At 42.6% G+C, this 13,460-nt stretch carries 10 protein-coding genes and 1 pseudogene; 8 read left to right on the top strand and 3 right to left on the bottom strand.

Features of this window, described 5'->3' with window-relative positions:
- Window positions 1-106 precede the first annotated feature (106 nt).
- From AB4263_RS11695 to AB4263_RS11720, 6 genes are all read left to right on the top strand, one after another.
- On the top strand, window positions 107-451 hold the full coding sequence (locus AB4263_RS11695) for a hypothetical protein (protein WP_372098253.1): 345 nt from the start codon (window positions 107-109) through the stop codon (window positions 449-451).
- 126 nt (window positions 452-577) lie between these two features.
- Entirely contained in the window at window positions 578-2,947 is a 2,370-nt protein-coding gene (locus tag AB4263_RS11700) for an N-6 DNA methylase (protein ID WP_372098254.1), read from the top strand.
- Entirely contained in the window at window positions 2,947-4,290 is a 1,344-nt protein-coding gene (locus AB4263_RS11705; protein WP_372098255.1) for a restriction endonuclease subunit S, read from the top strand. The genes AB4263_RS11700 and AB4263_RS11705 overlap by 1 nt, the downstream gene beginning before the upstream one ends.
- Window positions 4,290-7,577, top strand: a complete 3,288-nt coding sequence (locus AB4263_RS11710) for a type I restriction endonuclease subunit R (RefSeq protein ID WP_372098256.1) — start codon at window positions 4,290-4,292, stop codon at window positions 7,575-7,577. The genes AB4263_RS11705 and AB4263_RS11710 overlap by 1 nt, the downstream gene beginning before the upstream one ends.
- On the top strand, window positions 7,564-7,893 hold the full coding sequence (locus tag AB4263_RS11715) for a hypothetical protein (RefSeq protein WP_372098257.1): 330 nt from the start codon (window positions 7,564-7,566) through the stop codon (window positions 7,891-7,893). Before AB4263_RS11710 ends, AB4263_RS11715 begins: the two co-directional genes overlap by 14 nt.
- Window positions 7,886-8,218 (top strand): hypothetical protein, encoded by a 333-nt coding sequence (locus tag AB4263_RS11720; RefSeq protein WP_372098258.1) that lies wholly within the window; start codon window positions 7,886-7,888, stop codon window positions 8,216-8,218. Before AB4263_RS11715 ends, AB4263_RS11720 begins: the two co-directional genes overlap by 8 nt.
- 438 nt (window positions 8,219-8,656) lie before the next feature.
- Here the strand turns inward: AB4263_RS11720 and AB4263_RS11725 are convergent, their stop codons facing one another.
- Window positions 8,657-9,715 carry a helicase RepA family protein gene (locus AB4263_RS11725; protein WP_372098259.1) on the bottom strand — a complete coding sequence of 353 codons (1,059 nt, stop codon included), beginning with the start codon at window positions 9,713-9,715 and terminating at the stop codon, window positions 8,657-8,659.
- Between the two features lie 59 nt (window positions 9,716-9,774).
- The gene (locus tag AB4263_RS11730) at window positions 9,775-9,996 is read right to left on the bottom strand and encodes a hypothetical protein (protein WP_372098260.1); all 222 of its coding nucleotides are present in this window, start codon (window positions 9,994-9,996) and stop codon (window positions 9,775-9,777) included.
- 432 nt (window positions 9,997-10,428) lie between these two features.
- Here AB4263_RS11730 and AB4263_RS11735 point away from each other — a divergent pair.
- Window positions 10,429-10,548, top strand: a pseudogene (locus AB4263_RS11735) (putative quorum-sensing-regulated virulence factor); the annotation flags it as partial.
- Between the two features lie 313 nt (window positions 10,549-10,861).
- The gene (aroG, locus tag AB4263_RS11740; protein WP_017061746.1) at window positions 10,862-11,914 is read left to right on the top strand and encodes a 3-deoxy-7-phosphoheptulonate synthase AroG; all 1,053 of its coding nucleotides are present in this window, start codon (window positions 10,862-10,864) and stop codon (window positions 11,912-11,914) included.
- A 110-nt stretch (window positions 11,915-12,024) separates the two neighbouring features.
- On the opposite strand, the gene AB4263_RS11745 is transcribed toward aroG, so the two are convergent.
- A complete protein-coding gene (locus AB4263_RS11745; protein ID WP_372098261.1) occupies window positions 12,025-13,449 on the bottom strand; it encodes a phosphomannomutase CpsG in 1,425 nt (474 codons plus the stop codon).
- Between the last annotated feature and the right edge of the window lie 11 nt (window positions 13,450-13,460).

A 13,460-nucleotide genomic window follows, 5' to 3' on the forward strand; every position in this document is an offset into this window, starting at 1 on the left:
CACTGGCAAGAAGGGAGACCCTTCTTAACTGCCCCTAAAAAGAGCGCTCGCATTTTTACCAAATTTTGCTGTTGGAAAAAGAAAATGTATCCTTTAAATAAACACTATGAGCAAACTTGTTCCCCCTGAAATATTATTCAAATTTGCATATGATTTGGAAGAATTTGAAGCAACCAGCCTTGCTGAAAAAGTAATAGAAAAAGCAATTGAAGCTGGCTTTCTTACCTTAAGTGATACACGCGATAATCGATCAAAGTTGGCATGGATAGAAAAGGTCACTCGTTACGCTGAGGATGCTTACAACTTAGAAGATATCGCTGATGGCGAAGATCTTGAGGTGACAATCGCTAATCTCAAGCAGCTTTTGGATCGTCGTGACAAGCAAGTAAAGGAGATTATAGAGCTACTTGCTAAGCACATCATTGACGCTGCCCCAAGCTATAAGGCTTGATGTTTTATCCGCTAGATAACTTGTTTAAGCACCTGATGTAGGTGCTTTTTTGTTTTAGTTCGCTGTCTCTTCAATGTTGTTGGGGTATAATCGAAATAATTTCGTCAGGCTTACTAAGAACCTAATATGACTAACACAAACTTTTCTCAAACCGCTGCATTCATTTGGTCGGTTGCCGACCTGCTTCGCGGTGACTTAAAACAATCTCAATACGGGCGTGTGATCTTGCCTTTTACTCTTCTTCGTCGCCTTGAGTGTGTACTGGAAGAAAGTAAAGATGCTGTCGTTATTCAGGCTGAGAAAGTGAAAGCTATGAACCTGCCTGAAGAAGCACAAGAAAAGATGCTGCTTCGTGCTACTAACGGTTTGTCGTTCTTCAATACATCACCAATGAACCTTGGGAAGATGGGACAGAAGGATATCAAAGATAACCTAGAGAACTACATTCAATGCTTCTCTGCGGATGCTCGAGAGATTTTCGAGCATTTCAAGTTTGACGAGTTTGTTGGTCTGTTAGATGACGCCAACTTGCTATTCAAAGTAGTAAAGAAATTTGCCACTACTGACCTAAGCCCTACAGCGATTTCTAACCATGATATGGGTTTGGTGTTTGAAGAGTTGATTCGCCGCTTTGCTGAAAGCTCAAATGAAACGGCAGGTGAGCACTTTACCCCTCGTGATATCGTTCGCTTAACCACATCGCTCGTGTTCATGGAAGATGATGATGCACTGACCAAAGAAGGTATCATTCGCACCATTTATGACCCTACAGCGGGTACGGGCGGTTTCTTATCTTCAGGTATGGAATATGTCCATGAGCTGAACCCTAAAGCCGTAATGCGTGCCTTTGGTCAGGAGTTAAACCCAGAGTCATACGCGATCTGTAAAGCGGATATGTTGATTAAGGGGCAAGATGTTAGCCGTATCAAATTAGGTAACACTCTCTCCAATGACCAACTGCCAGCCGACCAATTTGACTACATGCTATCTAACCCTCCGTTTGGTGTTGATTGGAAGAAGATTGAAGGTGAGATCAAAGACGAACATATCCTAAAAGGTTTCGATGGGCGTTTTGGCGCGGGCTTACCTCGTGTGTCTGATGGTTCCTTACTGTTCTTGATGCACTTGATCAGCAAAATGCGTGACACTCATGCTGTTGACGGCAGTGTTACGGATGGTGGGCGTATCGGCATTATTCTTAATGGCTCACCACTATTTACTGGTGGTGCTGGTAGTGGTGAAAGTGAAATTCGTCGCTACATCCTTGAAGCTGACTTACTTGAAGCCATCGTCGCGCTGCCTACTGACATGTTCTATAACACAGGCATTTCAACTTACGTATGGGTGCTAAGCAATAAGAAAGCCTCAGAACGCAAAGGCAAAGTTCAATTAATTGATGGCTCTAACCTGTGTGGCAAGATGCGTAAATCGCTAGGCTCTAAGCGTAACGTAATGAGTGAAGATGATATTAAAACTATTACGCGTAGCTTTGGTGATTTTGAAGTAGTTGATGCTCGTGAGCTTGATAAGCCAGCAGAGCAAAAGTCTAATCGTGGTCGCCAGTCTGCCGTACCAAGAACGGAAGTACCGAAAACTTTCTCAAGTAAGATCTTTCATACTTACGAGTTTGGATACCGCCGCCTAACGATTGAACGCCCATTGCGTCTATCCGCACAAATTACTGATGATGCAGTGGCGTCACTACGCTTTGCGCCAAAGCCATTTAACTTAGTTATGCCAGCTATTTATGAGCAGTGTAGCTCAAAATGGACGAATGACACCTATGGCATGTTGGGTGAAGTTGAAACTGAGGTTCGTACATTAATCAAAGCGGATTTCCCGGAGCTTAAAGAGAAGCAAATCAAAGATGTCTTGGATAGCAAAGTATGGCTATTCCAAAAATCTCTGATGGAAAAAGCTCAGCAGCTACAAGCTGAAATAGGTCAATCTCTTGGTGGCAAAGTGCAACAGTCTGATGACTTTAACCAGTTTGAACTCACTCTGAAAGGTGCACTTAAAGCCACTGAAATTAAGCTCGATGCCAAAGAGAAAAAGCAGTTTATTGATGCGGTAACGTGGAAAAACCAAGATGCTGAACGAGTAGTTAAGAAGATAATAAAAGAACAATCACAACCATTGTATGGCGCTTTTGAGTATGTCGGTGATGTTAAAGGTTTAGTGGGTAAGGTCGTAGAGTACCAACAAGATGGTGACCTGCGTGATAACGAGAATGTACCATTAGACCCAAGTATAAGCACTTCAGAGTTGATTGAAACTTACTTCAATAAAGAAGTCGCGCCTCACGTTGTTGATGCATGGATTAATGCAGATAAGCGAGATGAGAAAGATAGTGAGATCGGTGTTGTTGGTTACGAAATTCCGTTTAATCGCCATTTCTATGTCTACCAGCCACCACGTGAGCTGAGAGTGATAGATGAAGACTTGGATGCTGTGAGCAAGGACATTATGGAGCTACTGCAAGAGGTGCATTCATAATGCGCAAGTATAATACTTACCTCGAATATCGTAGTTGGGAAAACAATTGGATACGTGAATTGCCGGAATCTTGGCAGATTGTCCCTCTAAAATATCTTTGTACTAATTTTGTAAAAGATGGCCCCCATGAGACTCCTAAGTTTTTAGATTCGGGCATACCGTTTTTATCAGTGGATGGTATCCAAGATAACAAGTTAGTCTTTGAAGGTTGTCGATACATCTCAAGAGAAGACCATAAACGCTATTCAATGAAATGTTTGCCTAAGAAAGGTGATGTCTTATTAGGTAAAGCTGCTTCAGTTGGTAAGGTTGCATACGTTGATACTGATATGAGCTTTAATGTTTGGTCGCCTTTGGCTGTTATAACTGCAAAAAGTAACCATCTTGGTAGGTACATATACTATTGTTTGCAATCAAAGATGCTACAAGCTCAATGTGAAGTTTTTTCTAATTCAAATACCCAGAAAAATTTGGGTATGAGCACAATTGATAATCTCGATTTTCCTTATCCAAGTGAGTTCGAAGCGAAGTGTATTGCTAAGTTCCTCGATCACGAAACCGCCAAAATCGACACTTTGATCGCTAAACAGCAGCAACTTATCAAGCTGCTAAAAGAAAAGCGCCAAGCGGTGATCAGCCATGCCGTCACCAAAGGGCTAAAGCCAGACACACCGATGAAAGATTCCGGTGTGGAATGGTTGGGGGAGGTGCCGGAGCATTGGGTTGTCACACGTGCTAAATATGTATCTAACATATTTGTTCCTCAACGCAACAAACCTGAGCTTAATGATACTCACGGTATAGCATGGGCTACGATGGAGGATATGAAGCAACAATATATCTCTGATACATCTAAGTATGTTTCATCTGAGTCGGCATTGGCGGCAGGTTCTAAGAAACTTAAGGCAGGTTCTGTTATAGCTAGTTGCGTCGGTAATTTTGGTGTCACATCGATTAATAAAATTGACGTCATTATTAATCAGCAATTGCAGGCATTTCAGCCAATTAATATAAAGGCTGAATATTTACAATCCATAGTAGCGCTATCAAAGCAATATTTTGAATTAATAGGAACCGCAGCAACACTTGTATATGTCAACCAAGAAGGATTTGAGAACCTGCCAATACTCATGCCTCCTGAAAAAGAGCAGAACGAAATTTGTGAATATGTACTAGGAAAAAGCACTTCCTTTGACTTATTAATCGAAAAATCTGTCATTCAAACATCGTTACTAAAAGAGCGCCGCACCGCGCTAATTTCTGCCGCAGTCACTGGAAAGATTGACGTGCGCAATTGGCAAGCTCCAGTAAACCAAGACGCTCAACAGCAGGAGGCTGGCTAATGAGCACTGATTCAACTCAAGAACGTATCTTCCAAGATGACATCATTCGCCAGATGGTGGCGAACGGCTGGATAGAAGGGAAGTCTGAAGGTTATAACCGTGAATCGGCACTGTATGAGCAAGATGTGCTGAGCTTTGTAAAAGAAACTCAACCGAAAGAGTGGGAGAAGTTTTGTAAGGTTTATCCGAATGAATCTGACCGTCACTTTATTGAAGCGCTGGTTGCTCAATTAAAAAAAGCTGATGTGAATGCCACAGACCAAGCCTCCCGTAGTTTTGGTACTTTGGGTGTGCTTCGTCACGGTTTAAAGATCCGTAATGCGCGTTTCTCGCTGTGTCAGTTTAAGCCAGAGCATAACCTAAACCCTGAAACCTTGGCGCGTTATCAGCAGAACATTTGTCGTATCGTACCTGAGCTTGTTTATAGCCCCTATGCCACTAAAGAGCATCTGGAGGCTACTGGTAAAAAAGCCAAGGCATGGCGTATTGATCTGGCTCTCTTCGTCAACGGTTTACCTGTTTCAACGCTGGAACTGAAATCAGAGTTCAAGCAAGCGGTAGAGAACGCGATTAAGCAGTATAAACGTACTCGTCTACCCAAAGACCCTGCGACTAAGAAGCCTGAGCCACTATTAACCTTTAAACGTGGTGCTTTGGTGCATTTCGCAGTCAGCCAGTATGAAGTTTACATGGCAACTAAACTGGCAGGGGACGACACCTTTTTCCTTCCTTTCAATAAAGGGACTAAAGAGGGTGGTGCGGGTAACGATGTACCTGAAGATGAGAGCCGTTATGCCACGGATTATCTGTGGAATGAGGTATTAGTCCCTGACAACCTATTGAATATCATCGGTCGCTTTGTTCACCTTCAAATTGAAGAGAAAGAAGATTGGGAAGGGCGTAAATACAAGAAAGAAACGCTTATTTTCCCGCGTTATCACCAGTGGGATGTCGTGACTAAGCTGATTGACGCCGCCATCGAAGAAGGGACTGGTAACAAGTATCTTGTGCAGCATAGTGCGGGTTCGGGTAAGTCGAACTCTATTGCATGGACTGCGCATCAGCTTTCGACCCTTTATGATGCTGAAGGTAACAAGCAATTCCATTCAGTCATTGTCGTCACTGACCGAACCGTTCTTGATGATCAGTTGCAAGATACCATCTACCAATTTGAACACGCTGATGGTGTAGTTGGGCGCATCAATAACAAAGAGGGTGATGGTTCTAAATCAGAGAAGCTGGCTTCAGCGTTAGAGAACTCGCAACCTATTATCATCGTAACCATTCAAACCTTCCCGTTTGTGTTACGTGCGATAGAAAACAGCACTAGCCTGAAAGAACGCAGCTATGCAGTAATCGCTGATGAAGCGCACTCTTCGCAAAGTGGTTCGACTGCTCGTCAGTTAAAAGAAGTATTGATGACCGAAGAAGCCGATGATGATGTCGAGTTGTCCTCGGAAGATATTTTGGATGCGACCATTGCTGCACGTAAAGGCAGCGCCAACTTAAACTACTACGCGTTTACGGCAACCCCTAAACCAAAAACATTAGAACTGTTTGGACGCTTACCTAAACCTGAGTTACCTCCATCGAAACAGAATAAACAAGAAGCATATCATGTGTATTCAATGCGCCAAGCCATTGAAGAAGGCTTTATTCTGGATGTGCTAAAGAACTACACCAATTACAAGGTGATGTATCAATTAGCGCAGAAGGTGGAGGCTGCTGATAAAGAAGTCGACAGCAAGAAAGCCAAGGTTAAGTTAAACCAGTGGGTACGCCTACACGATCACAACATCTCACAAAAGGTCAAAGTGATTGTTGAGCATTTCAAAGATAACGTAATGGGCTTATTAGGTGGTCAGGCTAAAGCAATGGTGGTCACAAGTTCTCGCAAAGAGGCGGTGCGTTATAAGCTAGCTTTTGATAAGTACGTGGCGGATGCGCTCGCCGAGAACAAGAGTGGCTATGATGCGATTCGCGCTATGGTAGCTTTCTCGGGCGAAGTCGAATTCAACGCAAATGATCCTGATAGCTTTGCTTTCATCGATCAAAAGTTCACTGAAAAGAACATGAACCCAGACTTAAAAGGTCGGGATATGCGTAAAGCCTTCGATAGCGATGACTATCAGGTAATGCTTGTGGCGAATAAGTTCCAAACAGGCTTTGACCAACCGAAGTTATGCGCTATGTACGTTGATAAGAAGCTAGGCGGCGTAGAGTGTGTTCAAACTCTTTCTCGCCTTAACCGTACTTATCCGGGCAAGGCAGAAACAGGCACATTCGTATTAGACTTTTACAATGAACCAGACGAGATTTTAGGTTCCTTCCAACCTTATTACCAAACCGCAGAATTGGCGGACGTCACCGATCCTAATATGGTGTTTGACCTATATGAGAAGCTACGTACCAGTGGCATTTTCTTATGGTCTGAAGTAGAGCAGTTTTGCGAAGCCTTCTTCACCAAAAATAAATCTAATGCCGCGATCAGTAACATCTGTCACCCAGCCAAAGAGCGCTGGCAAAAGCGCTATACCTCAGCGGTAGAGGCTTATATTAAAGCTAAAGAAATGTTTGAACGCACAAAGAAAACAGGCGACGCCGTACTAATCGCTAACGCAGAGAACAGCTTCAAAGACTGCAAGCAAGAGAAAGACCGTCTTGAGATATTCAAGAAGGATCTCGGCAGCTTTACCCGTTTTTATGAGTTTATGTCTCAGCTTGTCGATTACGATGATAAAGAGCTAGAAAAATTGAGCTTGTATGCGCGCCACTTGCGCCCGTTGCTACGAGAGAAGGTGATTGAGGAAGATGAGTTAGATTTAGATAACGTGGTGATGAGTCACTACCGTTTATCAAAGATCCGTCAGCAAGATATTCAGCTCAAAGAAGATGCTCCGGATTACCAACTTGAGCCAAGTACCGATATAGGTACTGCTAAGGCCAAGGATAAACAGGAAGAGTTTTTATCTTTGGTCTTGGATAAGCTTAATGAAGCGTTTGCCAATGAAAATCTTTCTGATGGTGACATGTTAAATACTGTTCGTAAGTGGAGTGAGAAAGTCCGCGAAAATGAAACGGTGATGGCTCAAATTAAAAATAACCCGAAAGCTGCGGCGATGTTAGGTGACTTCCCTCAGGCTAGTGACGATGCAGTTATGGCTAGCTCTAGTGCCGAGCAGGAAATGATGGTCAAGTACCTAAGTGATCCTAATACTCGTCAAGCTGTGCTTAATGTCATGTTTGATATGGTCAGCGGAAAGGAGGGGATGAATGGCAATCTATGAGTTAGCGAAAGATACTTTAATTAAGGTAGAACCCACTTCTTTTGAAGCGGAGAGGCTAAAAGAAAGGCAAGATATTCAACGCCTACTGAGAGCCAATATTGAGGCTATTAGCCCTGATACTTTGGTGATTGCAGAAGAGTACGGCCATTTTGTAGAGTCTAATCGCCGTATTGATTTGTTAGGGACAGACAAATCAGCGAACCTTGTCGTCATTGAACTAAAAAGGGATGACGATGGCGGTCATATGGAACTTCAAGCCATTCGTTATGCCGCTATGGTTGCCAACCTTACTTGGGAACAAGCGGTGAGTGCTTAATAAAGAGTTCTTAGCTCAGACAGAACAAGCACAGGATGCCGAAAGTTCACTGCTTGGTTTTCTTGATTGGGATTCACCTCAAGAAGATGAGTTTGGCAAGGATGTTCGCATTGTTATTGCTGCTCGAAACTTTTCCAAAGAGATCACGACGTCAGTGCTTTGGGTTAATGATATGGGACTAGACATTACCTGTGTTCGTTTGAATCCATTACGGCTTGATGAGCGTCTATTACTCAATGTAGAGCAGATCATCCCACTCCCTGAAGCATTCGATTACCAGATGAAGTTCGTCATAAGAAAAGAGAGGAGAGGGCTGCACGAGTAGGCCAGCGTGACTCTTCAGTTATATCACTATCTATCGACGGTCAGCCCTTCAAAACCCGCTTCAAAAAATCTGATCTTGGTTTGTTTACTGTTCAAGCTGTTTTGGAATCAGGGGCGTTAGATAGCCACTCTTTTGAGTTTCTCCGCCAAAACACATCATGCTCTTTTCCGTTGATAAAGATGGAAAGTGAGGTCAAAGATAATGAACGTAAATACCGTAAGTATCGTGTACACAAAGAGCCAGAGCTACCCCTATGTGGTCAGGAACTGGGGAATAGGAAACATACAACGCTTTATTGATGAAATTGAATCAAGATTTCCTACGATTACATTTTCAATAGAAGCTGAATAAGCTAGCAATTTATGATCCCTCCTCAATGACAAGTGACGCACTTATATAAGTGCGTCACTTGTCATTGAGGAAGGGGACTGTTGCTATTTAAGCGGCAAGTTTGTATTGGTGTGCAACTGTAATCTCGTCACTCGCGTGTGCCTTTGCACCTTTTTGATGAATAACAATCAACCCTTCATCTTGCAAACTAGTCAAAGCACGTTTGAATTGTTGGTTGGTCGTATTCGCTTTCACATTATCTTGAGGAGGGAAGCAAGCCATTCGCAACTCATCTCTTGTACACCGCCCCTTAAATTCTTCGCATAGGGCTTTTAAGGTAGGATTATTCTCGTTAGTTTTTTCGCGCTCAATTGTTGCTGGTGCTGTTAAGGCTAAAGATGTAATAGGCTTATTTTCGTCACAAAAGGTGCCGAGCGATACGGCTTGAAAATCAAAGACAAAATCTGGTGCAGCTTCGGCGTCTTTCTGTTTGGTGTTACTGAGTGTTGTAAGATTAGTCGTGGCGTTGTGTGTAACTTTAAACTCAAAATCACAAGCGCCAATAAGAGCAGAGCTTCCACGAACACCCTTTGAAGTGTCTTTACCACAGTGGTGAATACATAAGATAGTAGTGTCGGCAATGTCTTTTACTATATCGCAGCCACGAATAAATTTACCCATAGCATCCGAGCTGTTCTCATCTCCTTCAAAGTTGCGAGCAAGTGTATCAAGGACGACTAACTGAACTTTAACTCCATTCTTATTTTCAATGTCATGAATAGATTGAATTAAGCTATCTCTGACTGATGCATCAGATAGAAGCAAGCTTTGGCCTAATAGATAAAGGTGTTCTACCTTCTGTCCATTTGTTATTTCCCATGCTTTGATACGTTGAGCCATACCTGTTTGCCCTTCGGCTGCTACGTACACTACCGCACCCGTCGCAACAGTTTTATTTTGCCAAGGTATACCTGTAGCAATGGAGCAACTTAGGTCAACTGCTATAAAAGATTTTCGCGAACCTGATTTACCGAAAATAACGCCAAATGATGACTTAGAGAAGAAGCTTTTTACAAGCCAAGACTGGATGTTGTCGAATCCTTCAGATCCGATAGAAAATTCCAAAGAACCATATTTTGTTTTTGATTTTTTTTGCATTTTTTGCATTGCTCTAATTTAGTATGGGCGGAGGCAACCCCCGCCATTTTTAATGAAATATAAAACTACTAACGAACGCGGTGTGGGAAGTCTTTGAAGCCGCTCTCCATAACGTACTCCTTGTTGTTGCAATTAATCACCCAACGTAGCCCTGCCTCAGTCCAGCTTCCGTCATGCTGTAGGTACTCGACTGAGAGTATGAAAGACAGGTAGTTACCAAGTACATCAGCATAAGCCCTCTCTAGGGGGTATTTAGTGCGAATAGTTCGGTCGGTGTTATAAAAGTACATGTAAGTTCCTATTTCAGTAGTTTCGTAGGTGTTTCCTACGTCGTTCGTTGCTTTCCATTTAATCTAGGGATAAGGCATATACACGTATAGTAAAAAATTGAGTGTACGAAAATCACTTACTCGATAAGCTCACTTAAAGTCAATGTGTTTTTAAGGTTTTGATTTTATGGTTTTTTATTTTACTTTCGTTTGATTTGTTTGTTTTTTAATCTTGAAAATAATTTAATATGGGCGTGAACTCACGCCCTAAAAAGACAAGTCAAGTCTTTATATCAATTGAAATCTGAGATAGTTGGTAGGTATAACTTAGGTAAGTCACTTCGTGATGAACTGTACTAACAAGGGAGATAGCTGCTGAAGTCACTTAACTACATCTGAAGTAATTCATAATAAGTCGAAGGTAAATGCGACCTCTCCCGAAGTATTTTGTTAGTGTTATATCTTGATAAAAAGGGATTCCCGTCTGGTGAACTCGGCGATTTATTGAAACTGTGCCTTGCTCTGAAAATTGAAGGGCTTGATAGTGTCGTCAAGCCATTGAAAAGAATGTAATTAAATAAAAGCTCACGCTGATCTCGTGAGCTTTTTTGTTTTTGAGTTCGACACAATTTTACATGCATGATGTAGCTTGAAGAATGGCTCTTCTTACCTTGCTATAAAATACGCAATCGATAGTGTGTAAATAATGGTATACAGGGTGTTTTAAATATAAAACACAAAAAAAATTGCGTTTATTTTTAATTAGTGATTGAAACTAGAGTTTTTACTAGTTAAGTTACAGGGAACAAGAAGATTAGTGCTGATAGAAAGTGACGTGAGACAACGTACATTCAGCTCAAGGATAGAAAAAAGGAAGAAGTAAGCAATGTTCCAGACTGATGATGTAAGAATTAACAAAGTAAAAGAGTTATTACCCCCTGTTGCTGTTTTAGAAAAGTTTCCAGCGACAGAAGTTGCTTCTTCTACAACCTTTGAAAGCCGCAAAGCGATCCACAATATTTTAGAAGAGAGCGATGATCGCTTGCTTGTTATTGTCGGCCCATGTTCTATTCATGACACAGAAGCTGCTCTTGAGTACGGTAAACGTTTGAAAGTGTTGCGCGACGAACTTGGTGATAACCTTGAAATCGTAATGCGTGTTTACTTTGAAAAACCACGTACAACTGTTGGTTGGAAAGGTCTAATAAATGACCCGTACATGAACGATACGTTCAAGCTAAATGATGGCCTTCGTCTAGGACGTAAGCTACTGCTGGACCTAACTGACATGGGCATGCCAACGGCAAGCGAATTCCTAGACATGATCACGCCTCAATACGTTGCTGACCTAATCAGCTGGGGTGCAATCGGCGCACGTACTACAGAATCTCAAGTTCACCGCGAACTGGCTTCTGGCCTATCTTGCCCAGTTGGATTTAAGAATGGTACTGATGGCAACATCAAGATTGCAACAGATGCTATTCGCTCTGCTAGCGCTTCTCACCACTTCTTATCAGTAACTAAGTACGGTCACTCAGCTATCGTTGAAACAGCAGGTAACCCTGATTGTCATATCATCCTACGTGGTGGCAAAGAGCCAAATTACAGCGCAGAACACGTTGGTAAGATTAAAGAAGAGCTAGCAGCTTCTGGTCTTCCACAAAAAGTGATGATCGATTTCAGCCACGCAAACAGCTCTAAGCAGTTTAAGCGTCAAATGAACGTATCTGATGACGTAAGCGCACAAATTTCTGGTGGCGACAAAGCTATCTTTGGTGTGATGATTGAATCTCATCTTGTTGAAGGTCGCCAAGACCTGGTTGAGGGCAAAGCTGCAACGTACGGCCAATCTGTTACTGATGCGTGTATTGGTTGGGAAGACACTGAAACAGTACTTCGCCAGCTGGCAGACGCTGTTGAAGCTCGTCGTAACAAATAGACTAATTACAGTCAGCGATTAAGCTACTGAAAATTCAAAGCCCTTAGTTAGCAACAGCTAATAAGGGCTTTTTTGTGGATCTTAGTTGAAAACTGGAAGTGTCTGTATTCTTAAATGAGAAAAGACAGTAACTCGTCGACTTTAAGTGACAGTAAAGCTTTATCTTGTTTGGTTTCAACGTTAAGGCGTATTAATGGCTCGGTATTGGACTTTCTTAAGTTGAAGCGCCATGAGCCCATATTCATGCTGATTCCGTCTGTGTGATCGATCTCAACGGCATTATTTTGGTAGTGCGATAACACGCAAGCCATGACCTGCTCTGGGTCTGAGACTCTTCGATTGATCTCCCCGGAAGAGGGGAATCTATCTATACTAGTACTCGTTAATTGGTGAAGAGATTGTTGAGTTTTCGACATCAGCTCGATAACCAATAGCCAAGGAATCATGCCTGAATCGCAATATCCAAAATCACGAAAATAATGGTGTGCGCTCATTTCGCCCCCATAGACGGCATTCGTTTCACGCATCTTCTCTTTGATCAGTGCGTGTCCTGCTTTAATTCCAATCGCTTTTCCACCATGCGTTTTTGCGATTTCAATTGTGTTCCAGGTCATGCGCATATCGTGCAATACAGTCGTGTTAGGCTGTTTGACCAAGAATGCTTCAGCAAGCAACCCTACAATGTAATAACCCTCGATGTAATCGCCTTGCTCATCAAAGAAAAAGCATCGGTCGAAGTCTCCATCCCAAGCAATTCCAAGGTTAGCAGAATGCTCTAAAACGGCATCTCGAGTGGCTGCTTGGTTCTCTCTAATCAAAGGGTTTGGAATACCATTTGGGAAGTTTCCATCAGGGTTATGATGAACTTTGATGAAGGTGATAGGGACACCGAGTTCGTTAAATTTATTATCTAAAGCATCAATGATATGTCCTGCAACACCGTTCCCAGCATTAACCACAATCTTCATCGGTGACAGCTTTGATGGGGTTATGTACGAGAGTAGGTGCTCGACGTACGGAGCAAGAATACTGTTCGATCTACTAGAGTTACTTGGTTGTGCATGAACGAACGGTAAATTGCAGTTCAGCTCTTGATGAAGTTCTTCAATGCGTCGTTTGATTTCATCTAAACCACTGTTTTTACTGATAGGGCTAGCGTCTACACCGACCATTTTCATGCCGTTGTAATTGACTGGGTTGTGGCTGGCTGTGATTTGTATTCCGCCAATCGCTTTTAGGTAACGAGTCGCAAAGTAGACCTCTTCAGTGCCAGTCATACCTAGATCAATGACGGCAATCCCTGACTCGATTAAGCCTTTGGTCATGGCTTCTTGTAATGACAGGGAGGTTTTGCGGTTATCACGACCAATCACTACCTGCGCCAAACCATCGAGTGAGGTTTCAGGCTTAGCGGATAGGACGTATTCGCCAAATGCCTTACCGAGCAGGTAGGCGAGTGGCTCATTGATTTGTTTACCAATGACGCCGCGGATATCGTTGTTCTTAAAGCAGTTTAGGTCTAATGTTGGTTTCATCGATTTGTCGC

It is taken from the genome of Vibrio sp. 10N.261.55.C5, assembly GCF_041470505.1.
In the GTDB taxonomy this organism is placed as follows: Bacteria; Pseudomonadota; Gammaproteobacteria; order Enterobacterales; family Vibrionaceae; genus Vibrio; species Vibrio crassostreae_C.

Bases quoted from the DNA above. Each gene is read 5' to 3' on its own strand.
- AB4263_RS11745 (WP_372098261.1), bottom strand. From the start codon at position 13,449: ATGAAACCAACATTAGACCTAAACTGCTTTAAGAACAACGATATCCGC.
- AB4263_RS11700 (WP_372098254.1), top strand. From the start codon at position 578: ATGACTAACACAAACTTTTCTCAAACCGCTGCATTCATTTGGTCGGTT.
- AB4263_RS11710 (WP_372098256.1), top strand. From the start codon at position 4,290: ATGAGCACTGATTCAACTCAAGAACGTATCTTCCAAGATGACATCATT.
- AB4263_RS11715 (WP_372098257.1), top strand. From the start codon at position 7,564: ATGGCAATCTATGAGTTAGCGAAAGATACTTTAATTAAGGTAGAACCC.
- aroG (WP_017061746.1), top strand. From the start codon at position 10,862: ATGTTCCAGACTGATGATGTAAGAATTAACAAAGTAAAAGAGTTATTA.
- AB4263_RS11730 (WP_372098260.1), bottom strand. From the start codon at position 9,996: ATGTACTTTTATAACACCGACCGAACTATTCGCACTAAATACCCCCTA.
- AB4263_RS11695 (WP_372098253.1), top strand. From the start codon at position 107: ATGAGCAAACTTGTTCCCCCTGAAATATTATTCAAATTTGCATATGAT.
- AB4263_RS11725 (WP_372098259.1), bottom strand. From the start codon at position 9,715: ATGCAAAAAATGCAAAAAAAATCAAAAACAAAATATGGTTCTTTGGAA.
- AB4263_RS11705 (WP_372098255.1), top strand. From the start codon at position 2,947: ATGCGCAAGTATAATACTTACCTCGAATATCGTAGTTGGGAAAACAAT.